Annotated in this window: 19 protein-coding genes and 1 pseudogene; 7 read left to right on the forward strand and 13 right to left on the reverse strand. The window is 50.6% G+C overall.

What is annotated here, in order from left to right; all coding sequences use genetic code 11:
• Positions 1–34 precede the first annotated feature (34 nt).
• Positions 35–1,573, forward strand: coding sequence for a DEAD/DEAH box helicase (locus tag DFR47_RS17465; RefSeq protein WP_113945725.1), 1,539 nt, complete (start codon positions 35–37; stop codon positions 1,571–1,573).
• 60 nt (positions 1,574–1,633) lie between these two features.
• Here the strand turns inward: DFR47_RS17465 and sufA are convergent, their stop codons facing one another.
• On the reverse strand, positions 1,634–2,014 hold the full coding sequence (gene sufA / locus DFR47_RS17470; protein ID WP_113945726.1) for a Fe-S cluster assembly scaffold SufA: 381 nt from the start codon (positions 2,012–2,014) through the stop codon (positions 1,634–1,636).
• A 448-nt stretch (positions 2,015–2,462) separates the two neighbouring features.
• On the opposite strand from sufA, the gene DFR47_RS17475 reads away from it, so the two are divergent.
• On the forward strand, positions 2,463–3,314 hold the full coding sequence (locus DFR47_RS17475; RefSeq protein ID WP_113945728.1) for a hypothetical protein: 852 nt from the start codon (positions 2,463–2,465) through the stop codon (positions 3,312–3,314).
• A gap of 53 nt (positions 3,315–3,367) precedes the next feature.
• On the opposite strand, the gene DFR47_RS17480 is transcribed toward DFR47_RS17475, so the two are convergent.
• Positions 3,368–3,814: a carboxymuconolactone decarboxylase family protein gene (locus DFR47_RS17480; protein ID WP_113945730.1), complete on the reverse strand. Its 447-nt coding sequence runs from the start codon at positions 3,812–3,814 to the stop codon at positions 3,368–3,370.
• A gap of 87 nt (positions 3,815–3,901) precedes the next feature.
• On the opposite strand from DFR47_RS17480, the gene DFR47_RS17485 reads away from it, so the two are divergent.
• On the forward strand, positions 3,902–4,396 hold the full coding sequence (locus DFR47_RS17485; RefSeq protein ID WP_113945731.1) for an RrF2 family transcriptional regulator: 495 nt from the start codon (positions 3,902–3,904) through the stop codon (positions 4,394–4,396).
• A 182-nt stretch (positions 4,397–4,578) separates the two neighbouring features.
• On the opposite strand, the gene DFR47_RS17490 is transcribed toward DFR47_RS17485, so the two are convergent.
• From DFR47_RS17490 to DFR47_RS17515, 6 genes are all read right to left on the reverse strand, one after another.
• Positions 4,579–4,995: an SUF system Fe-S cluster assembly protein gene (locus DFR47_RS17490; protein WP_113945732.1), complete on the reverse strand. Its 417-nt coding sequence runs from the start codon at positions 4,993–4,995 to the stop codon at positions 4,579–4,581.
• On the reverse strand, positions 4,992–6,236 hold the full coding sequence (locus DFR47_RS17495; RefSeq protein WP_113945734.1) for a cysteine desulfurase: 1,245 nt from the start codon (positions 6,234–6,236) through the stop codon (positions 4,992–4,994). The genes DFR47_RS17490 and DFR47_RS17495 overlap by 4 nt, the downstream gene beginning before the upstream one ends.
• A 133-nt stretch (positions 6,237–6,369) precedes the next feature.
• A complete protein-coding gene (gene sufD / locus DFR47_RS17500) occupies positions 6,370–7,659 on the reverse strand; it encodes a Fe-S cluster assembly protein SufD (RefSeq protein ID WP_113945736.1) in 1,290 nt (429 codons plus the stop codon).
• Positions 7,660–7,667: 8 nt separating this feature from the next.
• Entirely contained in the window at positions 7,668–8,423 is a 756-nt protein-coding gene (gene sufC, locus DFR47_RS17505) for a Fe-S cluster assembly ATPase SufC (protein ID WP_113945738.1), read from the reverse strand.
• A 90-nt stretch (positions 8,424–8,513) separates the two neighbouring features.
• A complete protein-coding gene (gene sufB / locus DFR47_RS17510; protein WP_113945739.1) occupies positions 8,514–10,037 on the reverse strand; it encodes a Fe-S cluster assembly protein SufB in 1,524 nt (507 codons plus the stop codon).
• Between the two features lie 222 nt (positions 10,038–10,259).
• Positions 10,260–11,474, reverse strand: a complete 1,215-nt coding sequence (locus tag DFR47_RS17515; protein WP_113945741.1) for a cysteine desulfurase family protein — start codon at positions 11,472–11,474, stop codon at positions 10,260–10,262.
• A gap of 286 nt (positions 11,475–11,760) precedes the next feature.
• Here DFR47_RS17515 and DFR47_RS17520 point away from each other — a divergent pair, with 286 nt between their 5' ends.
• On the forward strand, positions 11,761–12,435 hold the full coding sequence (locus DFR47_RS17520) for an alpha/beta hydrolase (RefSeq protein ID WP_113945742.1): 675 nt from the start codon (positions 11,761–11,763) through the stop codon (positions 12,433–12,435).
• Positions 12,436–12,509: 74 nt separating this feature from the next.
• On the opposite strand, the gene DFR47_RS17525 is transcribed toward DFR47_RS17520, so the two are convergent.
• The gene (locus DFR47_RS17525) at positions 12,510–13,631 is read right to left on the reverse strand and encodes an anhydro-N-acetylmuramic acid kinase (protein WP_113945744.1); all 1,122 of its coding nucleotides are present in this window, start codon (positions 13,629–13,631) and stop codon (positions 12,510–12,512) included.
• A 252-nt stretch (positions 13,632–13,883) separates the two neighbouring features.
• On the opposite strand from DFR47_RS17525, the gene tyrS reads away from it, so the two are divergent.
• Positions 13,884–15,137: a tyrosine--tRNA ligase gene (gene tyrS / locus DFR47_RS17530; protein ID WP_113945746.1), complete on the forward strand. Its 1,254-nt coding sequence runs from the start codon at positions 13,884–13,886 to the stop codon at positions 15,135–15,137.
• 150 nt (positions 15,138–15,287) lie between these two features.
• On the opposite strand, the gene DFR47_RS17535 is transcribed toward tyrS, so the two are convergent.
• Complete coding sequence (locus tag DFR47_RS17535) at positions 15,288–18,935, reverse strand: AsmA-like C-terminal region-containing protein (RefSeq protein ID WP_245416623.1); 3,648 nt, start codon at positions 18,933–18,935, stop codon at positions 15,288–15,290.
• A gap of 354 nt (positions 18,936–19,289) precedes the next feature.
• Here DFR47_RS17535 and bcp point away from each other — a divergent pair, with 354 nt between their 5' ends.
• Both bcp and DFR47_RS17545 read left to right on the forward strand, forming a co-directional pair.
• Positions 19,290–19,799: a thioredoxin-dependent thiol peroxidase gene (gene bcp, locus DFR47_RS17540; RefSeq protein ID WP_113945797.1), complete on the forward strand. Its 510-nt coding sequence runs from the start codon at positions 19,290–19,292 to the stop codon at positions 19,797–19,799.
• Positions 19,800–20,150: 351 nt separating this feature from the next.
• Positions 20,151–20,507: a hypothetical protein gene (locus tag DFR47_RS17545; RefSeq protein ID WP_113945748.1), complete on the forward strand. Its 357-nt coding sequence runs from the start codon at positions 20,151–20,153 to the stop codon at positions 20,505–20,507.
• A gap of 68 nt (positions 20,508–20,575) precedes the next feature.
• Here DFR47_RS17545 and prfB read toward each other — a convergent pair.
• The 3 genes and pseudogenes from prfB to DFR47_RS17560 all read right to left on the reverse strand — a co-directional run.
• A protein-coding gene (gene prfB, locus DFR47_RS17550; RefSeq protein ID WP_113945750.1) for a peptide chain release factor 2 occupies positions 20,576–21,704 on the reverse strand; the annotation gives its coding sequence in 2 pieces (ribosomal slippage) (positions 20,576–21,634 and positions 21,636–21,704; 1,128 coding nt in all).
• A 147-nt stretch (positions 21,705–21,851) separates the two neighbouring features.
• Positions 21,852–24,314: a penicillin-binding protein 1A gene (locus DFR47_RS17555; protein WP_113945751.1), complete on the reverse strand. Its 2,463-nt coding sequence runs from the start codon at positions 24,312–24,314 to the stop codon at positions 21,852–21,854.
• A 319-nt stretch (positions 24,315–24,633) separates the two neighbouring features.
• Positions 24,634–25,764: pseudogene (locus tag DFR47_RS17560) on the reverse strand (N-acetylmuramoyl-L-alanine amidase); the annotation flags it as partial.
• Positions 25,765–26,988 lie beyond the last annotated feature (1,224 nt).

Consider the following 26,988-nt stretch of genomic DNA (forward strand, 5'->3'; position numbering starts at 1 on the left):
GTGCGCTTCTTCCAAAAAGAGAGCTACGCCTCCATTGACGACATTTGCAGAACTCGGTCTGTCACCGAAAATACTGGCAGCGGTAGAAGCCGCCGGTTACACCACCCCTACTCCTATTCAGGCTGGCGCCATTCCTCATGCTCTGGAACGTAAAGACGTTCTCGGTATTGCCCAGACCGGCACCGGTAAAACAGCATCTTTCGTGCTACCGATGCTGCACTTGCTTGAAAAAGGCCGCGCCCGTGCACGTATGCCGCGCACGCTTATTCTCGAACCAACCCGCGAGCTTGCGGCTCAGGTAGAAGAGAATTTTGTAAAATACGGCGTTAATCATCGTATCAATGTGGCTCTGCTGATCGGCGGCGTTTCCTTTGAAGAACAGGAACGCAAGCTGGAACGCGGTGCCGATGTGCTGATCGCGACACCAGGCCGCCTGCTCGACCATTTTGAGCGCGGCAAGCTGCTGCTGACCGGCGTTGAAATTCTGGTTATCGACGAAGCAGACCGTATGCTGGATATGGGTTTCATCCCTGATATCGAGCGTATCTGCAAGCTGATCCCTTTTACCCGTCAGACCTTGTTCTTCTCAGCCACTATGCCTGCGGAAATCACCAAGCTGACCGAGCAGTTCCTGCATTCGCCAGCCCGCGTTGAAGTTGCGAAAGCATCGACAACCGCAAAGACTGTGACCCAGCGTCTGGTTAAGTCGGCCAAGAAGCCATGGGATAAGCGCGCAGTGCTGCGTGATCTCATTCAGGCTGAAGGTGATGAGCTGAAAAATGCGATCATTTTCTGCAATCGCAAAATGGATGTGTCCGAACTGTTCCGCTCGCTGGTAAAGCACGGCTTTAACGCCGGTGCTCTGCATGGCGACATGGATCAGCGCGCGCGCATGACTATGCTGAGCAATTTTAAAGACGGCAATCTTCAGCTGTTGGTCGCCTCTGATGTGGCTGCCCGCGGTCTGGATATTCCGGATGTCAGCCATGTGTTCAACTATGACATTCCGATCCATGCGGAAGATTATGTTCACCGTATCGGCCGTACCGGTCGTGCCGGTCGTTCGGGCAAGGCTTTCTCGATCATTACGGCTTCCGACACAAAACATCTCGATGCCATCGAAAAGATGATCGGCGAAAAGATCGAATGGCTGGATGGCGATCTTTCAACTCTGCCTGCGCAGGAAGAGACTGAAGAAACCGGTCGTCGTGGTCGCAACAGCCGTGGCAAAAACGGCAAGAAGCCGCGTGATGCAAAAGAACATAAAGAAAAGCAGGCTCAGCCGCGCGTAGCAGAAGAAAAAGCTGCTGAGGCACCGGTAGTGGCAGATATTTCTGCTCTTGATGCGCCGCAGCCGGTTATTCCGGATAATGTTTCTCTCGGTACAGCCGTTACACAGGAGCCGGTTCGCCCTGCTCCGCATAAGAATGGCAATGATGAACGCCGTCAGAACCACACGCAGAATGGCCAGCAGAATAATAAGCGCCATCGTCGTGATTTTGATGATGAGCCGTCACCGCTGGGCTTCGGCGATGATATTCCGGCTTTCATGCTGATACCAATCAACATCTAAAAATAAAGAAACCCGCCGAATGGCGGGTTTCTTTTTATTCTCTGTTATTCAGAACGAAACTCAGGCTGCATTATGGGCAGCGTCCAGAGCTTCCTGCGAGACCGGTGTCAGCTCAACAGATTCACCACAACCGCAAGCCGAGGTCTGGTTCGGATTGTTAAACACAAATCCGGTGCGCAATGTCGTCACTTCAAAGTCCATCTGCGTGCCGAGCAAAAACAATGCAGCTTCCGGAGCGATATAAACTTTCGCACCATCAAGCTCGATCAGATCATCACCGGCTTTGGCTTCCTCAGCCAGCGCGATGGTATATTCCATACCGGCGCAACCGCCTTTTTTCACACCCACGCGAATGCCTAAAGCATCCTCATGGGAGGCCTGAATTTCGCGCACGCGTTCCGCTGCTGCGTCAGTCAGGGTCATTATGGCAAAACGTCCCATAAAATATCTCACTTGTATCTGTACACGGTTCAAGGCCGTGCAGTTTCAACCTGTCAGGCAAGTGGTCAGATTTTCGCATCAATTGCTGAAAACCGGCAAGCCTCTGATATTCTATCTAGTCTCACATAGTCGTCACTGCAAGTAAAGGACGCGGCATATCAGCCATTTAAAGCATTTCCAGCAAAAGTGCGAAGCGGTTTTGCGTAAGGATAATGCGTAAAAACAAAAAAGATAGAGCGGTTACAACGGTTCAATATTAACTGGAACCGCTCTACCTGCATTTTCTGTAGTTTACAGGCGAGAGCGCCGTGCGCCAGACTTAGCAGACGGCGCTCTAAAAGAATAAAATAGAATATTGTCATATAGCGTAAAATTGCCATGATCTGTTTGCAGTCTTTTATTCTGTAAAGACATCAAAGTTTTAGACTTCTGATCAGCGGAGACTTTAATGGGCATTCAGCAGAACCGTCATTCCCCCGCATCACGGCGTCCGGTTGCACTGGCAATCACACAGGATCGTGCTCAGCATCATCGCCTTGCAATCATCCGCCTGCTCGGAACCACAATCATCGGCGCAGCTCTGCTCACCGGAAGCGCACTTTATGCCAAAGCCGCAGGCACCGCTGAAACCAAAGACAAGGCAACGACGCAGCAGAAGGTAAAACCGGAGGCTTTGAAAAAAGCCGGTGAAGCAGCGACCAAAGATTCTGAGGAAGAAAAGGCGAAAGTCGAGAAAGCTAAGACCGATAAAACAGACGCTGAAAAGCCAAAGGAAGAAGCAGCCCCTGCTGATAAGCCTGATGCTAAGAAAGCGACTGAGGCCGAGAAGCCTGAAACCACAGAACCGGAAGCCACCAAAGAAGTTGCCGAAGGTCTGCTGCTGCCGGATTATCTGGACGACCGCAGCACGCCGCAAAAACTTCTCGAATCCTATTACAATGCGATTAACCGCAAAGAATATGCCCGCGCCTATAGCTATTATGCTGAAGGCCAGCTGGGCGATGATTTTGAAAAATACGCCAAGGGCTATGCCGGAACTGAATCTGTAAGTGTCAAAATCGGCAGCAGCGAGCCAGACCCGGGTGCCGGTCAGATTTACTGGTCAGTACCAATTGCAATTGAATCCAAGCTGGCAGAAGGCAAAGCGCAGGTTTATACCGGTTGCTATACCATCAGCATGAGCAATCCTGCCATGCAGGCTGTGCCGCCATTCAAGCCAATGGCAATCATGGCTGGCACTCTATCAAAATCACCCCTGCCGCTGGACAAAAGCGTGCCTGAGGAATGCGGCGCACCTTAATCCCTGTGCTCAGTATTTTAGAAAGCCTGTCATCACTGACAGGCTTTTTTGTTTTACGGCTTACGCGGATGAATAAGCTGCGTGCTGACGCCAATCCGGTTCCACAAATTAATCATACCGACAGCCACAATCAGTTTAGCAATCTCTTCTTCGGAGAACAGTGCTTTCACACGCTCATAAAGAGCATCCGGCACGCCGAGTACCGCAATCTGCGTCAGGTGTTCTGTCCATTCCAGCACTGCGCGGTCACGCTCATAAAAACACGGCGATTCACGCCATGCGCTCGTCATATAGAGTGTCTGCATATCCATCCCGTCCTGATGGGCATCACGAATGTGCAAGTCAGTGCAATAAGAGCAGCCATTAATCTGCGAAGAACGGATTTTCAGAAGATGGAGTAAACGCGGCTCCAGTCCTGCCGCATCAACCGCTGCGTCCAATGCCTGTATGGACTGATAGAGAGCCGGAGCGACTTTCGCGACATTCATTCTGTTTTTCATAACCTATGCCTTGCAATAAGAGTTTGCCTTAAAATCATCGATATAATATATCCATGATTAAGACAAAACAAATCACAGGTTTGTAACATGCGCAGAATGAGTGACGGGGTTGAGGCGGCATTGCATTGCGCTCTCGTATTGTCAGGACTACCGGAGGATAAGGTTCTGGCAGGCAAACATCTCGCAGAGCTGCACGGCGTATCTGAGAGCTATCTGCTGAAGCACCTGCGTGCCCTCACCGCTGCTGATGTGATCATTGCTGTGCCGGGGCCGCGCGGCGGCTACCGCCTCGCGCATCCCCCACAGCAAATTACCTTGCTCGATATTGTGGAAGCGATTGACGGCAAAAAACCTGCTTTTATCTGTCGGGAAATCCGCCGTCGCGCACCCGGAAAGCCAAAAGAACCTTGCCACTACAAACAGGATTGTTTCATCAAATCGCGTATGCTGGCGGCTGAAAAACTATGGCGGGATGCTTTGCGCAGCCAGAGCGTTGCCGATCTCATTCAGGATGGCGAACAGCAAATCAGCCCCGTCAGCAAGCAGGTTGTATCGGATTATCTTAGCCTGCATGCCCGCTAGAGCATTTTCAAATTATGATAAACAGATGAATTGGAACTGCTCTATTTTTTTGTGACGCATTATCCTACGCATCGAAGCGGGTAAGAAAGCAATCCAGTGAATTGCTTTCCCCGCGAAGGCGATTCCCACTTTTGCTGGAAATGCTTTAAATAAAAAACGCTGCGTTTCCGCAGCGTTTAAAATCAGTACCAGCCCACAGCAACCTGAGCTTCTTCGGACATGCGATCCGGCGACCATGGCGGATCAAATGTCATAGTCACTTCCACATGGGAAACGCCCTCAACAGTACTAACCGCATTTTCCACCCAGCCCGGCATTTCACCGGCAACAGGGCAACCAGGTGCAGTCAGCGTCATATCGATTTTGACTGTACGGTCATCCTCAATATCCACTTTATAAATCAGGCCGAGTTCATAAATATCCGCCGGAATTTCCGGATCATAGACAGTTTTCAACGCGCTGATGATATCATCAGTCAGGCGTAGCAATTCCGCTTCCGGAATTGCGGAAGCGGAAAACACCTTTGAGGCGCCGCTTTCATTTTCTGAGGCTACGGCCTCTGCAGCCGGTACTTCCGGTTTCGTATCCATATTCGTCATCCAAAAAACTGTCTTGCTTTTTCAAGCGCTGCAACCAGAGCATCCACTTCCGCACGGGTATTATACATACCGAAGGAAGCACGGCAGGTCGATGTCACACCAAAGCGCTGCAACAGCGGCTGAGCACAATGCGTTCCTGCCCGCACTGCAATACCGGCACGGTCAATCAGAGTTGAAACATCATGGGCATGAATGCCCTGCATTTCAAATGCGATGATCGCGCCTTTATCCGGTGCATTACCAACAATACGCAGCGAGTTGATTTTCGCCAGAGCTTCATGCGCATAGAGACGCAAATCAGCTTCATGGGCAGAAATCGCCTCACGACCTATGTTCTCTATATAGTCAAGGGCTGCGCCCAATCCAATAGCCTGCACGATCGGCGGTGTTCCGGCCTCAAAACGATGCGGCGGATGATTATAAGTGACATTATCAAGCGTCACTTCTTCAATCATTTCCCCGCCACCCATAAACGGGCGCATCTGTTCCAGCATTTCCATACGGCCATACAGCACACCGATACCGGACGGGCCATAGAGCTTGTGGCCGGTCATAATATACCAGTCACAACCGAGACCACGCACATCCACCGGCATATGCACGGCAGCCTGTGAACCATCCACCAATACCGGAATACCGCGCGCATGCGCCAGTTCGACGATCTTTTTAATCGGCAGAACCGTACCCGTCACATTGGACATATGGGTCAGGGCAATCAGTTTGGTTTTCGGAGTGATGCATTTCTCGAATTCTTCAAGGTGGAACACACCTTCATCATCCACCGGTGCAAAAACCAGTTTGGCACCCTGGCGCTCACGAATGAAATGCCACGGGACAATGTTGGAATGATGCTCAAGAATGGAGAGCAGGATTTCATCACCCTCACCGATTTTCGGCATACCATAACCATAGGCGACAGTGTTGATCGCCTCAGTCGCCGATTTGGTAAAAATGATCTCGTCTACAGAACCGGCATTGAGAAAGCTGCGTACTTTTTCACGCGAACGCTCATAGGCATCGGTTGCGGCATTGGAGAGAAAATGCAAACCGCGATGCACATTGGCATATTCATTGGAATAAGCGTGCGTTATCGCATCAATAACCGCCTGCGGCTTCTGTGCCGAGGCACCATTATCGAGATAGATCAGCGGCTTGCCATAGACTTCACGCGACAGAATCGGGAAATCACGACGGATTGCTTCAACATCATAATTTTGCAGTACAGACGATAATTGATTCATAATCGTACTCCTGAGCACTTTGTGCTCAAAAAAGCAGGCAAGAGCACTGCGTGCTCACAAAAATCAATAAGGGCAACAAGTGCTCTATATCAGGGAAGAAGAGCGGGAAATTTCCCGCTCTCTATATGCATTATTATGCGTGCTTTTCGAGCCACGCCTGCAAGATATCTTCCAGCTTTTCAACGAGAACCTCGTTTTCCAGCTCTTCGATAACTTCTGCGATAAAGGCTTTGACCAGCAGGCCACGGGCTGCATTTTCAGGCACACCGCGCGCCATCAGATAGAAAAGGTGATCCTTTTCAATCTCACGCACAGTTGCACCGTGACCGCAGGCTACATCATCAGCAAAGATTTCCAGCTCAGGTTTGGCTGCAAATTCCGCATCGTCTGACAACAGCAATGTGTTACAAGCCATTTTCGCGTCTGTTTTCTGAGCGATCTGAGCAACGCGGATCATGCCCTGAAAAATACCACGCGCTTTGTCTGTCACCACGTTACGCACAACCTCGGTTGAGGTAGTGTTTTCAACGAGATGACCAACATTCATGGTCACGTCAGTCACTGTTTCGCCGCCAAGCAGGTTGAGCGTACGCAGCTGGAAGTCAGAGCCTTCGCCCTGCACATCCACATTGATTTCCTGACGTACCAGCTTGCCGCCGGCATTCATCACGAACAGGATCAGCTTGGAATTCTCACCAATTGTCACATTAATCTGCGACAGCTGTGTGGAGAGATCCGTATGCTCACGCACGATAACCCAGACGATTTCTGAATTATCAGCAATGGTCACATGGCCGACACTGGTTGCAAAGGTCTCAGCTTCGCCACCGATCTGACGCTCAACAAATGTCGCTTTGACATTCGAGCCGATCTTCACCGGAAAACGCACATGGGACTGGCCGGAAGGCTGCAAATTCTGCAACTCAATCGCCTGTTCCAGCTCGGTACCGTCAGCAACAGACAGACCCCAGCCATCGCTGGCATAGGCTGCGTTGATCTGGCCGATCGCATCATCGTCACCACGGACTTTCAGGGTATGGGCAGCAATGCCCTGTCCCAGAATATCGCGGATAGCTTCAACGCGTACGCCTTCAACCTGCACGGATTTCTGCGCAATGCCATTGGCAACGGTCAGAACGGCAGAACTGTCGAGCAGCGGCGCAACAGATTTATGCGTCACATTCGCATCAAACGGCGCAACAGAGCGCAGCAGTGTACGCAGATCTGTATAGTGCCATGTTTCGATACGACGGCCAGGCAGACCGTTGATTTTCAAAGCTTCCAGTGCGTTATCACGGGCGCTCAGAACTTCTGTGTCACCCGGCAGATCACCAACGCGAACAGCGAATGCATCAAGCAAAGCATTCTCAGCCGGTGTTCTGATTTTTGAGGCCGGATTTTGAGAAATGACGTTCATATTCATCCCTCTCTTTAAGCAACAGCGCCGATGATTTCAGCGTAACCGTTTTCTTCCAGATGCAGTGCGAGACTCTTATCGCCGGATTTGATCACCTGTCCTTTGTAGAGAACATGCACGCTGTCCGGTACGATATATTCCAGCAGACGCTGATAGTGGGTGATCACAATCACTGCACGGTCAGGCGAACGCAGAGCATTTACACCATCGGAAACGATCTTGAGCGCATCGATGTCCAGACCGGAGTCGGTTTCATCCAGCACGCAAAGTGATGGCTCCAGAAGCTGCATCTGCAGAATTTCTGCACGCTTCTTTTCACCGCCGGAGAAGCCGACATTAAGCGGGCGCTTCAGCATGGCCATATCCATGTTCAGGCCACCGGCAGCTTCTTTAACGCGCCGCAGCAGTTCAGGAATTTTCAGCTCTTCTTCACCACGGGCTTTACGCTGTGAATTCATCGCAACTTTGAGGAATTCCATTGTGGCAACGCCCGGAATTTCCAGCGGATACTGGAATGCAAGGAAGATGCCCTTGGCTGCGCGTTCCGCAGGATCCAGCTCCAGAATGCTTTCGCCGTTATACAGAATGTCACCGGATGTCACTTCGTAGTCCGAACGACCGGCCAGAATGTAAGACAGGGTGGATTTACCCGAACCGTTCGGGCCCATAATCGCAGCCACTTCACCGGCTTTAACGGTGAGGTTCAGACCACGGATGATCTCTGTATCCGTGTCAGCGATTTTGGCGTGCAGATTAATGATCTCTAACATGAGTGTAACCTTTAATGCCGGATCTCTCAGGATCCGAAAATATCAATGAATGCTGATTAAAGGGGCGAAGTCTCACTCCGCCATCCCTGTTTAACCAACCGAACCTTCGAGTGAGATGCCGATAAGCTTCTGAGCTTCCACGGCAAATTCCATCGGCAGTTCCTGAATTACTTCTTTCACGAAGCCGTTCACGATCAGAGCAATCGCCTCTTCTTCCGGAATACCGCGCTGCATCACGTAGAACAGCTGATCTTCAGAAATTTTCGAGGTTGTTGCTTCATGCTCGAACTGCGCAGTCGAGTTTTTCGCTTCGATGTAAGGCACAGTATGCGCACCGCAATCATTACCGATCAGCAATGAGTCACACTGGGTGAAGTTACGGGCATTGGTTGCTTTACGATGGGCAGAAACCTGACCGCGATAGGTATTGTTGGAATTACCCGCTGAAATACCTTTGGAGATGATGCGGCTCGATGTGTTCTTACCGAGATGGATCATCTTGGTACCGCTGTCGATCTGCTGATAACCGTTGGATACCGCAATCGAGTAGAACTCACCGCGGGAATCATCACCACGCAGAATGCAGGACGGGTATTTCCATGTAACTGCAGAGCCGGTTTCGACCTGCGTCCAGGAAATCTTCGAGCGGTCGCCACGGCAGTCGCCGCGCTTGGTCACGAAGTTATAGATACCGCCCTTGCCTTCCTTGTCGCCCGGATACCAGTTCTGGACGGTGGAATATTTGATTTCAGCATCATCAAGCGCGATCAGTTCAACAACAGCTGCATGGAGCTGGTTTTCATCACGCTGCGGTGCTGTACAACCCTCAAGATAGGAGACGTATGAGCCTTCTTCGGCAATAATCAGCGTACGCTCGAACTGGCCGGTATCTTTTTCGTTGATACGGAAATAGGTCGACAGCTCCATCGGGCAGCGAACGCCCTTAGGTACATAGACGAATGATCCGTCGGTAAAAACAGCCGAGTTGAGTGTGGCGTAATAATTGTCTGAAACCGGCACTACGGAAGCCAGATATTTCTTCACCAGTTCCGGATGCTCACGAATAGCTTCCGAAATCGAGCAGAAAATCACACCGGCTTTAGCAAGCTCAGCCTTAAAGGTGGTGACAACAGAAACACTGTCAAACACCGCATCAACAGCCACGCGGCCTGATGCGTAGACATTGTCAGCCGGATTGCCGTCAATCTCGCTTGGTTCACCCTGTTTGCGTACACCGGCCAGAATTTCCTGCTCACGCAGCGGAATTCCGAGCTTTTCATAAGTACGCAGCAGTTCCGGATCAACTTCATCCAGAGACTTAGGGCCGGTCTGATTTTTAGGGGCCGCATAATAGCGGATATCCTGAAAATCAATTTCCGGATAATCTACGCGAGCCCATTTCGGCTCTTCCATAGTGAGCCAGCGCTTATAAGCGTCCAGACGCCATTCCAGCATCCATTCCGGCTCTTCTTTTTTCGCGGAAATGAAACGGATAATATCTTCGTTCAGCCCCTTCGGAGCTTTATCCATTTCGATGGTTGTTTCAAAACCATATTTGTACTGGTCCACGTCAAGCGTGGCGACCTGATCGATCGTTTCCTGCACTGCAGGCATCGCCGTTCTCCATCCTTGTCAGAGTCAAGGCCCGACAGTTAAAAACGCTATGGCAGCAATCATGTTGCTGTCATAAACATATAGTGCGCATTGATGCGCTATAAAAGTCTGACTGCTGGCCATGTTAAAAACAGGCACGGCTCCAGACTTCGAACTCCGGCCAGTTTTGCATCACATTGCTGTGCGCTCGACATAAACGGCCATTTAGAAGCGCTGAGCCAATCAGGCAGCGCTGTTTTCCGATTCGCCCAAAAGCGGAGCCTGAACCTGACTGCGTGTCTGATCCCGTCTGGCTACCAGTCTTTCGAAAATCGTCAGAAATGCTTCTGCGTCCTGCATTGTTGCCGACTTTTCAGTCGACACGCGTAATGCACCGCATTCATCGTCAAAGCCCATCGCGGCCAGCACATGGCTTGGCCCCACTTTGCCCGATGAGCAGGCAGAACCGGCAGAAAGTGCAATACCGCCCAGATCAAAAGCGATCTGCATGGTTTCAGCCTTCATGCCGGGCAAAGAAATAAAACTTGTATTCGGCAGGCGATCCGTTGCCGCGCCATGCACCACAACATCACCGGCCAGCCTGCGCACACCATTTTCAATTGTTGTACGAATTGTATCCGACCAGCGCGGCAGATTGCTACCCTCTTGCTGCGCTGCTAAGGCCTCACGCGCTGCGGCACCAAATCCTGCAATCAGTGGCAGTGCCTCAGTACCGGCACGATGCCCCTTCTCCTGCCCGCCACCGCGCACCAGCGCAGACGGCATAACCAGATCAGAGATCGCAACCACAGCACCAACGCCCTTAGGGCCGCCGATTTTGTGGGAAGAGAGAATAAGATAGTCAGCAGAGGCCGCAGCAATATCAAGCGCAATGCGCCCTGCGGCCTGTACGGCATCGACAATAAAGAAGCCGCCCGCAGCTTTTACCAGCGCGCCGATTTTAGCTACCGGCTGAATGACGCCGGTTTCATTATTTGCCCACTGCACTGCAACCAGCGGCAGGCCTTTGGATTTGTCATGCGCTTTCAAAGCCTGTTCCAGCACATCCAGATCAACAATGCCCTGATGATCAACCGGCAGCACAGTCATGTTTTCCGCAGCAAAGCGCCCGCCGGACAACATGCAAGGATGCTCGGTCGCAGAAACATAAAGATGTGACAGGCGCAATTCCGAGCGCCCCATTTTATAAACCGGTGTCAGCAGTGTTGTGGCAGCTTCGGTTGCACCGGAGGTAAAAAACACATGATCCGGCTTGGCATTGCAAAGCGCAGCCACATCGCGGCGCGCAGCTTCAATCAGGGCTCGCGATGCGCGGCCTTCCTGATGCACAGAAGAAGGATTACCTGTAATTTGCAAAGCCGCGATCACAGCCTCACGCGCCGCTTCACTTAACGGCGCACTGGCATTATAATCAAAATAGATACGCGGCTTTGACATTGCAGACTCTTTCGCGAAGCACCATATTTGCGTTAAACGCGCAATTATCTTGAAATTTCAAACCAGAGCAGACTATTAAGCTGCATGAGTGTTTTTTACACCCTCCAGTTTTGAAAGATTCTAAAGTCGGTTTTAAGTTTTATGAGCGAAACAGTCAAGGATTTGCTCAGAATTTAAGCCGTAAAGTCGTGATTGGTAACAATCAGGCTTATAAATAACAAATACGACACTTGTGTTGCGAACCGGCCAAATGGTCACGCAACCCGGCGGTTATAGCGGAGTACATATGCCAGAAGTAATCTTTAATGGTCCTGCAGGTCGTCTTGAAGGGCGTTATCAGCCTTCAAGCGAAAAGAACGCACCAATCGCCATCATCCTGCACCCGCATCCGCAATTCGGCGGCACTATGAATAACAAGATCGTTTATGATCTGTTTTACATGTTCCAGAGCCGCAATTTCACAACGTTGCGGTTTAACTTCCGCGGAATCGGACGCAGTCAGGGTGAATTCGACCACGGCGCCGGTGAACTGTCCGATGCGGCGAGCGCACTGGACTGGGTACAGTCTTTGCACCCTGATTCGAAAAATTGCTGGGTTGCCGGTTATTCCTTCGGCGCGTGGATTGGTATGCAGCTTCTGATGCGCCGTCCGGAAATCGAAGGTTTCATGTCGATTGCACCGCAGCCGAACACTTATGATTTCTCGTTCCTCGCACCTTGCCCTTCATCGGGTCTGATTATTCATGGCGATCAGGACAAGGTTGCGCCACCAAAGGATGTGCAGGTTCTGGTTGATAAGCTGAAAACCCAGAAGGGTATCACCATCACGCAAAACACGATGGCCGGTGCCAACCACTTTTTCTCCGGCATGGGCGATGAACTGATTGCCGAATGTTCGGAATATCTGGATCGCCGCCTGATGGGTGAGCTGACAGAGGTACGCCAGAAGCGCTTGCGCTGATAGCATCAATAAAGCAGCGTCTGCGCTGATAAAATCGCAACAAAAAAAGACCGGCTAATCGCCGGTCTTTTTATTTATGCCTTTACCAAGACCCCGCCACTCACTGGCCTGTCGCAACCGGTTGTTGAGGGATAAGTCAACGGCAAACCTTTCAAACTGCGAACAGCCAGATAACCCCAGGCCTCAGCCTCCATGGAATCACCATCCAGTCCTGCTGTATCCGCATCAATCACCACTGCACCTTCAGCTTGTGCCAAAGCAGTCAGCTCGGCCATGATTGCTGCATTCTTACGTCCCCCGCCACTCACAACATAGCTGCAAGGCTTTTGCGGCAGATGGGATGCCGATTGCAAAATAGAAGCCGCCGCGACATAGGCCAATGTGCGGGCACCATCTTCCAGTGATACAGCACCTAGCGAAGGCACGGAAAAATCCCCGCGATCCAGTGAGCGGCGCTGATTGCCGCTAAAGAATGCATTGCTTAAGTAATGTGCTGCCAGATCGCTATTCACCGTGCCACGCAATGCCAGTGCACCACCCGCATCAAAACTACCCTGCGCGTGCAATTCCATCCACTGATCAACCAACATATTGCCGGGGCCACTATCAAAAGCTGCCAATTTCCCTGTTTCATCGACATAGGTCAGATTAGAAATCCCGCCAATATTGACGAAAACAACCGGCATATTCGGCTTCTGCTCCAGATTATGCGCTAAGGCCGCATGATAAGCGGGGATCAGCGGCGCGCCCTGCCCGCCATAGTGCATATCCTCTGCGCGCATATCATATACCACATCAATTCCGGCTTCCTGTGCCAGCAATGCACCGTCACCGATCTGTACTGTCAGTGCATCATCAGGGCGATGCAGAACCGTCTGGCCGTGAAAACCGATTACATCCACGTCATCCGCGCTCAAACCATGCGTGAACAAAAAGTCCTGCACGGCAACGGCATGCAGCAATGTCAGATCATGCTCAAGCTGTTTGAGGATACCACTTCGCTCATCACGCTGCGTCATGCCTCTGGCATCAACAAGCCCTTGTTTCAGACGGGCACGAAACGCATCAGAATAATTCTGACTACCCGCAGCAATACGCTCCACAACCTGCTCGCCGTCTGTTTTGATCAGCGCCAGATCAATACCATCCATGGAGGTGCCGCTCATCAGTCCGATGGCGCGATATAATGCGGTCATAATCACTCTTTCCGGTTCAAGGCATTGCCGTTTTATCACTCATACAGACGCAAGCAGATCACATCTCATACAAAAACAGCATAAAACGACAGTATTTTGCCACGAAATCAACGTCAGGCTAGCAATACCTTTATTGTGGTTTGCCCTGCAATAATGTTAAAGGCTGGATTGTGTCAGTTACCGGAATAATATTCACGGCCTGCTCTCTGGGGTTTCCCCTATCACAATCCTTTTGTCAGACAGGAAAAATCAATGTCCGGCTTTAAGTCCGATTTTCTACGCACACTATCCGAACGTGGCTTCATCCATCAGATGTCCGATGAGTCGGGTCTGGATGAACTCTTCACCAAGGAAACTGTGACTGCGTATATTGGCTTCGACCCGACAGCATCCAGTCTGCATGCGGGCGGCCTCATTCAGATCATGATGCTGCACTGGATGCAGAAAACCGGCCATCGTCCGGTTGCGCTGATGGGCGGCGGCACCGGCATGGTCGGTGATCCGTCATTTAAAGAAGAAGCTCGCAAGCTGATGACGGTTGAAACCATTGCCGACAATATTGCAGGCATCAAAAAGGTTTTCACCAACTACCTCACTTTCGGCGAAGGCAAAACCGACGCACTGATGGTCAATAATGCCGACTGGCTGGCAGGTCTCAACTACCTCGAGTTCCTGCGTGATGTCGGCCGTCATTTCTCCGTCAACCGCATGCTGTCCTTTGACTCGGTTAAAACCCGCCTCGATCGTGAACAGTCGCTGTCGTTCCTTGAATTCAACTACATGATCCTTCAGGCTTATGACTTTGTTGAACTGAACAAGCGCTACGATATGCGTCTGCAGATGGGCGGTTCGGATCAATGGGGCAATATCATCAATGGTATTGATCTCGGCCATCGCATGGGCACACCACAGCTCTACGCACTAACCTCGCCGCTGCTGACCACTGCGTCAGGTGCTAAAATGGGCAAATCGCTCAATGGCGCAGTCTGGCTCAATGCGGATCTGTTGAGCGCCTATGACTTCTGGCAGTACTGGCGTAATACAGAAGATGCCGACGTAGAACGCTTCCTCAAGCTCTACACCACCATGCCTATGGATGAGATTGCTCGTCTGGCAGCGCTTGGCGGTTCGGAAATCAACGAAACCAAGAAGATTCTGGCCACCGAAATCACCGCTATGCTCCACGGTCGTGAAGCTGCGGAACAGGCTGCGGAAACTGCACGTAAAACTTTTGAAGAAGGTGCAATTTCTGACAATCTGCCAAGCCTGAGCATTGCCAAAGACGAACTGGCTGCCGGTCTCGGTATTCAGGCTCTGCTGGTTAAAGCTGGCCTTGCATCATCTAACGGTGAAGCCCGTCGTCATATTCAGGGCGGTGCGGTGCGCATCAATGATGTGGCTATTCAGGACGAACGCGCCGGTATCACTGCCGGTGACGTGACTGAAGACGGCATCATCAAACTGTCACTGGGTAAGAAAAAGCACATTCTGGTACGTCCGGAATAAGCTTTTCCACACCGAGGAAAATACCAAAAAAAGCGGACAGAGCGGTTTATACCGCTCTGTTTTTTTATAACGCAGTTTCGGACGAAAAACCGGCTTCCACTTTTTCTGAAACTGCTTAAATCCGCGCTTTTTTATTTGTCCGATTACAAATCAGAACTCGAAGATCGAGCGGAAAATACCGGGTGCAATAACCGAAATCGGATTGACGATAATATTCGGCTGCTTGGCGTTCCCTGCCAGCTTGTAGGTAATCCCGATCAAACCGCGATCGCGACCATTGCCAAGAATTGCACCCAGAACCGGAACCTCGCCGAACAGGCGGTTGAGGCCATAGGCAGGCATGAATGTACCGGTAACAGACATATTGCCGTTACGGTCATACAGAACACCCTGAAAAGTCGCGCCGATCAGCGGCCCGCGGATCACACCATTTTTCAGCGTCAGATAGCCGGAGCCTTTTTCGATCTGCGCATAACCACGCTCAAAATCCACCCGCGTCACATCAATATTCTTGTTTACAGCCTGACTAAGACTCTTACCACCACTGGAGCTGCTGGAAACCAGCTTATCGAGACGCGGCTCATTGATCACCGAGAAATCACGGGCATCAATATTCCCGTAAAGCGGCCCTTTGCCCTGCGAGGTCAGATTGACCGTTATTTTGCCGCCGCGCATCTTATCGTAGAAATCAAAAAACCGCAGCACAGCGCCCGCATTGGCCGAGCTGAGTGCCACAGAACTGGCATCATTCTGACTGCTGGAAGTGGCGCTGACCTGCGCATTATTCGAAGTTACAGCGTTCAGCGACACACCGGAGACTTTCGCCCCTGCGGTCTCGTAAGACACAGTAACATTGCGCAGGCTCTCGTCATAAAAGCCTTTAACATCATCAATCTGGGCATTCACAACGATGCGTGGAATAACTCCGCCCTTGCCTTGGCGGTCTTTCTTCTCATCCACATTGCCGGAAACAGCCTGCTGGATCAGCGCCCGCGCATCAAAAGCCTTGCCGCGCACATCGGCACGGAAGCCATTACCGGATTTGCGCACCTCAAGACTCAGATCATCATTGCGTGTCAGATTAAGCTTACGGATACTTGCTGATTGCAATTCGTTATTCTCAAGTGTCAGATCACCGTTAACGTGAAATCCTGTGCCACCAAAGACGAAGTTGCGCACTAGTACCGGCCCTTTGCCATCCTTCGGCAGCTTCAGATCAAGTGTCAGTTTTGCCGGAATGCCTGAGCCTTTTTTCCAGCCGAGCCAAGGCAGGCTCACTTCGGTCTTGCCAAGATCGGCAGAGATTTTGCGTGTATCGCCCTGCTCTTCACCCAAATCCAGTGTCAGAGGACCTTTGAATATTTCATTCAAAGCCGGATACTGGGCAGCGCGGGTTTTGTCATCCAATTCCAGCCGCACATTCTGCTGGCGCTTGATCGTCGTATCAGCCAAAGGCTCAATCAGTGATAATTTGGCCGGAATATTATTGAGCTTTGCTGTGGCATCGATCTTAGCCACATCCTCATTCACGCTCAGCTTGCCGTTCGCCTGTGTCACAGTCTGCCCGTTGAACGGCTTTTTCATTGCCACATCATTGAACGCCAGATCGGCCTGCCATTGCAGGCTTTCTTTCGGGGCATTTTTCGTCACTGAAAAAGCCACTTTGACCTTGGCATCCACATTGCCGCTCAAATCTTCCGCACTGAAAGGTAATTTACGCAGTGCATTGATCGGCTTGTAGCCCACCAGCTCTGTAATCGCGGATGCCTCACCGTTCAGATCAAGATCAAGATCGGCAATCACCGGACGCTGGCGTCCCCACGGTACAAATAATGTGCCGCCATCAACATGGATGCTGCGATTGGCAGGCGTAAAGGCCGTACCTTTTTCAAGTTTGATGGTTGTATGGGCACCACGCACCGCAATAGTGCCTGCAGCGTCACGCACCGGCGGTATTTCACCGATCACATCAAACCGCACACCTTCTACTTTAAAGTCCGCTTTAATATCCGATTCCGTGAGATCAGGCGGCAAACCCGGACCATTGAAATGCCCTGCGGCCAGCGCAATATCAATCCGGCCTTCAGTCATATGGCCACCGAAAAGATTTTTCAGCACCCAGTCACGCGCACCGTCAGCCACATTCAGCGGCCAAAGCTGCTTGGCCTGCGCTACCGGCATCCCCGGAATACGCAGCATAAAGATCATCGCCGGAGAGCCATGACCAAAGATCATACGCCCCTGCCCATAGAGCTCACCGGAATCGGTTTTGACATTCAGATCATTGAAATCAACACGGCTGGCATCCTGCATCAGCCGTCCGGCAATTTTCACGCCAAATGGCAACGGTGCTTCCGCTGAATTTTCCGGCGCGCTGATCGCGCTGCGGGAAAGCAGTTCAAAACGGTAAGCCGGTTTTTCTGCAATATCTGCAACGGCTGGTGCAGGTGTATTCGTAATGGTTTCAGACGGCCGGATTTTCAGCGCCGGTAAGGTTTCAGCCTGTGAAGCCGCTTCAGAACCATTGGCAATGCGCTCTGCCTGTTCACGGATTTTCTGTATCGCCTGCTCGGTATCGCTCACCGGCTCCAGACCAAAAGCACCTTCAAGCACAGTGGCTAAACCGCCGAGATTGAGTTTCAGCGTTTTGATTTCCAGCTTTTCTTCACCGGCCACATGCTCAAAATCCAGCGCCAGATTGCCTTTGATCCCGCGCTCGCGCCCCATATCAACGGTCGCGTCATCCAAAACCAGCTTGCCGGATAATATTTCTTTATGTTCCGCTGTTTCAGCCCGTCCGGATAAAGATACCGACGCCACGCTGTTGACGTGGAAATAAGCAGGATTCGGCCGGTCATCAGCAATTTTCGGCATCACCTCTTCCGGTGAACCAAGACTGACGGGAATATTGCTCAGTTTCAGCGCAAAATCTGAAGCATGTTTCGGATCATCCGAACGCGTCATTTCTGCTGTCAGCGCAGTGACTTTGCCCTGCCAGACAAATTCGGCATCAAGCGTTACTTTTTTCTCGGTCTGATTGACATGCGCATTGCGGATCAGAATTTCCTGATCCTTATTCATCGCACGGAAGGCAAAGGTCACATCATGCATGGCAATGGCTTTGGTGCCACGCAGATCAAGCAGAGCCAATGTCTGGTCAATCCCTTCAAACACCTCGCGCGACAGCAGATCAAAATCAACCAGCCCCCTGTCATTCAGCGGCAGACGGATAAAAGGCTTAGGCTTATCGTTGTTTTCTTCCAGCCGGATAACAGCATCACCAAGCTCAACACGTGCCACCTGAATGGAGCCTGTCAGCAGCGGCAGCGGTGCTAAACCCAGCTTAACCACACCGAGTTTTTCGACGGAAATGTCTTTAATACTGCTCTCAAGTGCCACATCTCGGGCTTCAAGCGCGAGTTGACGATTACTGTCCAGTGACACATGCGCTTCGCTGATTGAAACACCGGCATCAGGCCCCAATATCGTTTGCAGGCGCTGCTGTGCTTCATCACGCAGCATCTCACTGCTGATACCCGAGCGCAAAACCAGAAAACCAATCCCCGCCAGCACAATCAGCGCAAAGCTGACAGATGCAAAAGCACGCCAGCATTTTGCGGCAAAACTTTTGCGTTTGCGGCGGGCTTTCCGCGCAGCTTTTCTGTTCAGTACCGCATTATAATCAGGGCAGTCTTTCAGCACAGCTTTATTGTCAGCTCCCGCACCGGATGACGGGTACTGATCCAGATGCTGGATGTCGCGCTTATTGAAGCGGATTTTTCTCGGTTTGTCTTTCAAAAACTTAAATCACTATCCGGTTTGTCTGCATCTGACCTGCATAACTTTCAAAAGAAAATATGCGTTCAGCCGAAACGAAATCAGAGCAATCTGTTCCGCATAAATGAATCGTCATTTCAAAGCCTTGATAAAAAACAAAATCCCAGAAACAACAGATGATTACAAGTCACAGGCCGCAATCAAATCACTTTGCCCCTGTAAAAACACTACTGATAAAAATGCAGCTCGCTTTTCCTGTCACCGGAATTTGCCTGATGCCTGTCTGTCAGTAAAATCACACTATTCATCAGGCTGAATCATTCGTTTAGTGTTATTGCTTAATCAGCCCGATTAAAGATGAAGAAAGGCGCTCTTATGACCAAAGAAACGGACAATGCCGCAAATATCGTAGAAAGCACAGCTTTGCAGGCAGGTGATACTGCTCCGGCATTCTCTCTTCCAAAAAACGGTGATGACACGCTTTCATCAGCTACACTGCAAGGCAAAGCCTATGTTTTGTATTTTTACCCTAAAGATGACACCAGCGGCTGTACCCGTGAAGCAATTGATTTCAGTGCATTGAAACCGCAATTTGATGCCATCGGTGTCAGTATTATCGGCGTCTCACCCGACAGCACAGTCAAACATGACAAGTTTATCAATAAACACGATCTTGCTGTTGAATTGCTGGCAGATGAAGAAAAATCTCTCAGCACTGCCTACGGCGTCTGGGTGCAAAAGAGTATGTATGGCCGCAAATATATGGGTATTGAGCGTTCCACCTTCCTGATCGGCAAGGATGGTAAAGTCGCGCAGGTCTGGCGCAAGGTTAAAGTTGCCGGTCATGCAGAGGCAGTACTGGAAGCTGCCCGCGTATTAAACTGACAATTATGTCAGTAAAAGAAACCCTTTATTAACGCTGTAACGGTGTATGATCTGAGCAACAGTCCAGAACAGTTTTACCCATGAGCACAGTTTGTTATAGTTGCAGCATTTCCAGCAAAAGTGGGAACCGGTTTTGCGCTGGATAATGCGTAATAAAGAAGAGACAGAGCGGTTCTACGCTTCAAAGTTACTAGAACCGCTCTGGAAGTGATCCGCTCAAACGGCAAGTTCAAGGCAGCAAAGGCAGCATATTCTGCCATATAAAACCCGCAAACCTGTCTGAAAGCTAATCACAGAACTGCTTTTTTTTGCGAAAGGCAGAACATCATGCAGGCTCTACGGGATAAGACGATGTCAGTCACAGGTAAGATCATGATCCGTAACGGTTCAAAAAAATCCGCCTCTGCTACACTGCTGCGCTTACTACGCCGTGCGGGTAATTTTCTGCTGGCCGGTCTGCTTGGATACAGCATAGGCGCCAGTGCACTTGTTGCCGGTGCTTTGGCGGCATCCGTGCTGTCTGCACAGGCTCCCTTGTCTGAAACGGGCCTGACATTGCAAACAGAACAAACAGTTGCGGCACAACCAATGCCGCCAATGCCGGATCAGGTCTATGATGCGCGGTTCCATGAAGGCGCTGCTGATCTTGAGCGGCCTGCCAGCTTTGCCGGTATCGACCCTTTCATCACCGGCCCAGTCCCTAAATAACAGATTATAAAAAAAGCCGCCGGTGAGATAATCTCACCGGCGGCTTTTTTGTTCTTTAATGCAGGAGATTAGTCAATATCCTGTACGTCGGTCTGTGTGCCATGCACGCGCTGTGCCAATGCCGCTTCCATGAATTCGTCCAGATCACCATCCAGAACATCATCAGGGCTTGTGCTTTCAACGCCGGTACGCAAATCTTTGACCAGCTGATAAGGCTGCATGACATAAGAGCGAATCTGATGTCCCCAACCAATATCGGTCTTGGAAGAGTTGATCTCGTTGGCAGCATCTTCACGCTTCTTCAGCTCTTCTTCGTAAAGACGCGCACGAAGCATCGACCAGGCCTGCTCACGGTTTTTATGCTGCGAGCGCTGTGTCTGACACTGCACCACAATACCGGTCGCAATATGCGTAATACGAACCGCAGAGTCGGTGGTGTTAACGTGCTGACCACCGGCACCGGAGGCGCGGTAGGTATCAATACGAACATCCGATTCTGACACCGCAACTTCAATATTGTCGTCGATCACCGGATAGACCCAGATACTGGCAAAAGACGTATGACGACGGGCATTCGAATCGAATGGTGAAATACGCACCAGACGATGCACGCCTGATTCTGTTTTCAGCATACCGTAGCTGTTATGACCCTTCACGAGGATCGTCGCGGATTTGATACCCGCTTCTTCCCCGTTCTGAATTTCCAGAACTTCTACTTTACGGCCATCGCGCTCACCCCAGCGCGAATACATGCGCAGCAGAATGGACGCCCAGTCCTGACTTTCTGTACCACCGGCACCGGCATGCACTTCCAGATAAGCATCATTGCCGTCAGCTTCACCGCTGAGCAGCATTTCAATCTGGCGCTTATCAAGGTCAGCCTTAATCGCACGGATACCGTTTTCCGCATCGGTGATGATGGACTTATCGCCCTCTTCCTCACCCATAGCAATCAGCTCGATATTGTCTTCGAGCGAACGGGTCAGTGCAAGAATACCGTTGATACTATCGTCCAGCTGCTGGCGCTCACGCATCAGCTTCTGGGCTTCCTGCGGGTCATTCCACAGGGTCGGATCTTCGGCACGGCTGTTCAGGTATTCGAGTTTCTTCAGTGACTGATCCCAGTCAAAGATGCCTCCTCAGCAGGCTTATGGCCTGCTTGATTTCGACAACCAAGTTCTCAATCTCGGCACGCATAGCTGCGGCTCCTTTGTCAGTCTTAAATAATTTCGTGTCAGTGCCTGACTTTAACAAAAAAGCATACAGGCACTGCTCAGAGTGCCTGTATGCTGATTGCGATAAAGCCTGTCAATATTTCAGGCGATATTTCCCGTCATCACAGTCTTAATAAAGACCGCCCGAGCCGGAATTGATTGCCTTATTGGCCTGCGGTGACTGCGGCTGAACCGGTGAACCTTCCTGGAAACTATCCGCACCGATAACAGAATAGCTGTCTGCAGGTCCTGTTCCCGGTTTAAAGGCTTCCATAATCACATCAGGACCACCCGGTGTTGCACGCATACCTGTACGACGGTTAATCGCGATCATGGTCATGCCTTCAGGCACACGGAAATCAACCTTCGGCGTATTTGCCAGAGCAACGGTCATGAAGTCTTTGAAAACCGGAACAGCAAGGCCGGAACCTGTACCACCACGCCCCAGCGGTGCAGGCTGATCCATACCGAGGTAAAGACCGACAACCATATCCGGCGTGAAACCAACAAACCACGCATCTTTTTCATCATTTGTCGTACCGGTTTTACCCGCGAGCGGACGGTTTAGGCTCATCAGCATACGGGCAGTACCGCGCTTAACAACGCCTTCCATCATCGAAGTGATCTGATAAGCGGTCATCGGATCAAGCACCTGATCACGATCATCGATCAGCTCAGGCTCTTCCTGATTACTCCACTCTTCAGCATTACAATTCTGACACTGACGCATATCATGTTTGAAAATGGTCTTGCCGTAGCGATCCTGCACACGGTCAATCATCGAAGGCGTGATCGAACGCCCGCCATTCGCCATAATCGAATAACCGGTAACCATACGCAGCACAGTGGTTTCACCGGCACCGAGTGACATGGAAAGCACCGGCATCATCTTGTCATAGATGCCGAAGCGCTCTGCATATTCCGCAACGGTTTTCATGCCCATATCCTGTGCCAGACGCACAGTCATCAGGTTACGTGACTGTTCAATACCGTAGCGCAGTGTCGAAGGGCCGGAGAATTTACCGGAATAGTTTTTCGGGCTCCAGACACCGAGTGCCCCGCCCTGATTGACCGAGATCGGACCATCCAGCACCACGGATGCCGGTGTATAACCATTATCCAGTGCTGCCGCATAAACAAACGGCTTGAAAGATGAACCCGGCTGACGATAGGCCTGCGTTGCACGGTTGAATTCTGACTGTGCATAGGAGAAGCCGCCAACCATTGCCAAAACACGACCGGTATGCGGATCCATAGCAACCAGTGCACCGGAAATTTTTGGCACCTGACGCAGACGATAGGCGTTACCGTCTTTTTTCTCGACATAGATTACATCGCCGACATCAAGCACACCGCCCGGAGATTTGGCCGTTGAGCGCTTGCCTGCGATATTCATGCGCATTGCCCATTTCATATCGGCAGCGGCTACACGACCGGTCACGCGTTCTTCACTGATTTTTCCCGAAGGATCGCGGACAGGCTGAAGACCGATTTCGAGCGCATCCGGCGTCGCATCCAGAACCACCGCCAAATGCCATTCAGGCACGTCGGTCAGTCCGGCAACCTCGCCGAGTTCTTGCCCCCAGTCGGTATTCATAGACAGTTTCTTCACAGGACCGCGATAGCCCTGCGCTTCGTCATAACGGATAAAACCGTTGTGCAATGTCTTACGCGCCTTGATCTGCAACTGCGGATCAAGCGTTGTACGAACCGAAAGCCCGCCTTCAAGCAGAGAAGCATTGCCATAACGCGAAACGATCTGACGACGCACTTCCTCAGCGAAATACTCGCTGGCGAACAGACGTTCATCGGCATTATGCGGTTTCACGCCAAGCGGCGTTTCTTTGGCTTCTTTGGCATCTTCTGCACTGATGAAACCGTTTTCCGCCATACGCTCGATAACCCAGTTGCGGCGCTCCAAAGCGCGCTGCGCATAGCGATACGGATGGTAGTTTGCAGGGCCTTTGAGCAATGCTGCCAGATAGGCAGATTCGCTGATGGTCAACTCATTCACGGACTTGTCAAAATAGGTCAGCGCGGCACCGGCAATACCGTAGGCGCCCATACCGAAGAACATTTCATTGAGATACAGCTCAAGAATCTGGTCTTTGGTGAAAGTACGCTCCATGCGCAGCGCAACAATCGCTTCCTTGATTTTACGGTCATAAGTCTGCTCAGAAGAGAGCAGCATATTCTTCGCAACCTGCTGGGTGATCGTAGACGCACCGACAGGGCGACGGTCATTACCGGTCAGCTTATTGACGATATTGGTGCTCATCGCACGGGTCAGACCGAGATAGTCCAAACCGTGATGCTGATAGAAGCTTTTATCTTCCGCAGAAACGAATGCCGCCTTCACACGATCCGGCACAGCCTGAATCGGCAGAAACATGCGGCGTTCTTTATAATATTCAGCCATCAGACTACCGTCTGCAGCATGAACGCGCGTTGTCACCGGCGGCTCATATTTGGCCAGCACTTCGTAATCCGGCAGATCCTTGCTTATGCTGTTGACGAAGAAAGCAACGCCCCCCGCCACGATCAGCATCAGCACCGTACCGATGCCGAAAAAATATCCGATAAGCCGTACCATATTTTATCCGGTGTTCCGTTTCAGATTATCTGCATTATATATCATTAACTTAGTAAAAATTCACAGGCAAATTTAGCAGGCTTTGCAGCGCTAAACTATTTTATTCCTGTTGAACTCCTCCAAGCTGCCCACTCTTTACCCTGATCTGAGCAAAAACCAAACCGCTCAACCAGAACAAATCAACAAACCATAGTCTGACAGAAATGTGCAAAGGGGTAGTGAACAGCAAATGCGTCAAAGACAAGATGAATTTACTGTTTTTAACTCTTTATTCATTTCCGTGACACTTTTGACGCAACTTTAACAACAGATTTTGTTATTATGGCAGCGCCTGCACATTGTTGCGAAGCGTATAATATTTCGCCACAGCATGCGCAATTCGCTCAACTGCCAGTTTGCGCCAAGCTGCATCTTTTAGCAATTTCTCATCATCTTTATTCGACAAATAACCGATTTCCACCAAAACCGATGGCACATCCGGTGCACGTAACACCTGAAAACCGGCAAAACGATGAGGGTTGTTGATTAAATTAACCTCGCCCTGCAAAGATTTGATCAGCCCGTCAGCGAAATTCAGTGAAAATGAATGGGTTTCGCGCTGTGTCAGCTCCATCAGAATATCATGCACGACCGGCGCCTCTTCACTCGCAACACCTGCATTGGCATCCGAATTATTTTCACGCTCAGCCATTGCCTTAGCCACGTCGTCCGAAGCCTTGTCTGAAAGCGTATAGACTGTTGCCCCGCGTATATCCTTATGACTGATTGTATCCGCGTGGAGAGAAATAAATAAATCAGTTTCATGTTGGCGCGCCAGACGCACACGCTCACTCAGACGTAAAAATGTATCATCCTCGCGGGTCATCAGGACATTGATGTCTTTATACTTCATGAGCTCATCACGAAGCTCACGCCCAAAGGAGAGCGTTACATTTTTCTCTAAAGTACCCGCAGCACTCTCCGCACCGCTATCAATGCCGCCATGCCCGGGATCAATCATCACAGTAAACTGATGACTGGACCCCAATGTATCACTGATACCGGGTGAAATCCCCGCCTCTTCCCCGTCCAGCGCAGCATCTGACTTTGTCTGAGAGGCTAAGGCTTGTGCAAATTCACGGTCAGAACCTGCAACAATATCAACGACCATCCGGTAACCGCTGGAAGATTCGTTTTTGAGAACCTCAAGCTTTTCAACCTTAAATGGTCCTTTTGCATTTAAAATCAGACGTGAGCGGTTTTGCGCGATCAAGCCATAGCGCACTTCGGTGATCAGGCCGCGCGGTTCAAGTGATTCTTTATCAAAGCCGAAATTTGTCTCCGGCAAATCAATAACAAGACGATGCGGGAGCGCCAGAAGATGTGTCTCTGCTTTCGGTTCAGCATCAAACATCACAACAATGCGGCTGCGCAGCTCATCTCCGGCCATCCGGAATGTCAGCGCCGCCAGTTCAGCCTTGTTGTTTTGCGTAGCAGCCTCCGCCCGCAATGGCAGCATAACCACCAATGCCGCAAGCGCCATTGTTATCGCATTTTGCCCGTAGCTGAAAAAATCCGGCAAACGACCGGTAAACGGGTTGTCAGAGATTTTAAAAAACATCGTCTTGATCAAACTGCTGCAAAGCTGGGTTTCATGAATAATGCCCGCACAGAGCTATCACTATGCACCGGCAAAAAATGATCCGCACAAAGAACCGGAACATAACAGGCTTTACGGCAGATACATGGCACCGCTGTAAATTTCATATCCCGCCCCCCCGAGGAGGAAGATAAATTCCCGTTATTTTTCACATGCGAACATTTCAGAAATTAGAGCTTTATCGTTAATGAAATCTTTTGTCAGGCTTATCATTTTCACAGTAGCACCGGCATTTGTATATATATTCAAATTTCGCCGGTTTTGAGCAGCAAATCACATCACAGAACAAATATTGCTTCGTGCAAAGCCGGCTTAGAAAATTCTACCTGATCCCCCGTCAAAGATGCCCACATCGCCCTTTGGAACGACATTCTAATTTATTGAAATAAAACATAAAATTTTAATTTCAGCAGATTATTCGTTTGTAGAGTGCGCAATACTCTATTATATTCTGCTTGTCACAGGGCTTATCAGGTCCTAAAAGCATTATCAGGTTACAGATTTGCCATCGGAATCATTCCCTGTTCAGCGTCCGGTTTATACCCGCGGACAGGCTCTTATCGTGGCAGATCAGCACAGAACCTGACGGTGAAAACCGTCAGAAAACTGGACAGCCGCATGGAGGGGTGATTTTTCAGATCAACCGGCGGCAAATGTAACTGAAGAAGAATTCAGCTCTGGCACGGTTTGACCGGCCGCAGCTCATAAAGACTGCAGACTATGTGAGAAATCATAATCGGCAATCTGTTATCCGCGGCATCGCGCGTTGTTAGAAACGCTGTTTAAAATGCCGCAACACTTTTGAATTGCTGCATATTTTATCCATACGGATATGTGCGGCACTATAATCGGCCTGTTTATCAGGTCTTTCGAGGTCGTTTCGATCGGAACCGCTATGGGTCACGCAGACTTGACCAGTACCAGCCTGAAAATCGCGAGTGCCGCAAGGCATCAGCGCGTGAAGACTGTACTCTGCGTTCCGGCGAAGCTCAATTTATCCGGCAATCGCGAATATATACGAACCAGCGCTCAGGT

The organism is Pseudochrobactrum asaccharolyticum, assembly GCF_003314995.1.
Taxonomy (GTDB): Bacteria; Pseudomonadota; Alphaproteobacteria; order Rhizobiales; family Rhizobiaceae; genus Pseudochrobactrum; species Pseudochrobactrum asaccharolyticum.

Coding starts and splice junctions, on each gene's coding strand:
- sufA (WP_113945726.1), bottom strand. CDS start 2,014: ATGGGACGTTTTGCCATAATGACCCTGACTGACGCAGCAGCGGAACGC.
- DFR47_RS17475 (WP_113945728.1), top strand. CDS start 2,463: ATGGGCATTCAGCAGAACCGTCATTCCCCCGCATCACGGCGTCCGGTT.
- DFR47_RS17480 (WP_113945730.1), bottom strand. CDS start 3,814: ATGAAAAACAGAATGAATGTCGCGAAAGTCGCTCCGGCTCTCTATCAG.
- DFR47_RS17485 (WP_113945731.1), top strand. CDS start 3,902: ATGCGCAGAATGAGTGACGGGGTTGAGGCGGCATTGCATTGCGCTCTC.
- DFR47_RS17490 (WP_113945732.1), bottom strand. CDS start 4,995: ATGACGAATATGGATACGAAACCGGAAGTACCGGCTGCAGAGGCCGTA.
- DFR47_RS17495 (WP_113945734.1), bottom strand. CDS start 6,236: ATGAATCAATTATCGTCTGTACTGCAAAATTATGATGTTGAAGCAATC.
- sufD (WP_113945736.1), bottom strand. CDS start 7,659: ATGAATATGAACGTCATTTCTCAAAATCCGGCCTCAAAAATCAGAACA.
- sufC (WP_113945738.1), bottom strand. CDS start 8,423: ATGTTAGAGATCATTAATCTGCACGCCAAAATCGCTGACACGGATACA.
- sufB (WP_113945739.1), bottom strand. CDS start 10,037: ATGCCTGCAGTGCAGGAAACGATCGATCAGGTCGCCACGCTTGACGTG.
- DFR47_RS17515 (WP_113945741.1), bottom strand. CDS start 11,474: ATGTCAAAGCCGCGTATCTATTTTGATTATAATGCCAGTGCGCCGTTA.
- DFR47_RS17520 (WP_113945742.1), top strand. CDS start 11,761: ATGCCAGAAGTAATCTTTAATGGTCCTGCAGGTCGTCTTGAAGGGCGT.
- DFR47_RS17525 (WP_113945744.1), bottom strand. CDS start 13,631: ATGACCGCATTATATCGCGCCATCGGACTGATGAGCGGCACCTCCATG.
- tyrS (WP_113945746.1), top strand. CDS start 13,884: ATGTCCGGCTTTAAGTCCGATTTTCTACGCACACTATCCGAACGTGGC.
- bcp (WP_113945797.1), top strand. CDS start 19,290: ATGACCAAAGAAACGGACAATGCCGCAAATATCGTAGAAAGCACAGCT.
- DFR47_RS17545 (WP_113945748.1), top strand. CDS start 20,151: ATGTCAGTCACAGGTAAGATCATGATCCGTAACGGTTCAAAAAAATCC.
- DFR47_RS17555 (WP_113945751.1), bottom strand. CDS start 24,314: ATGGTACGGCTTATCGGATATTTTTTCGGCATCGGTACGGTGCTGATG.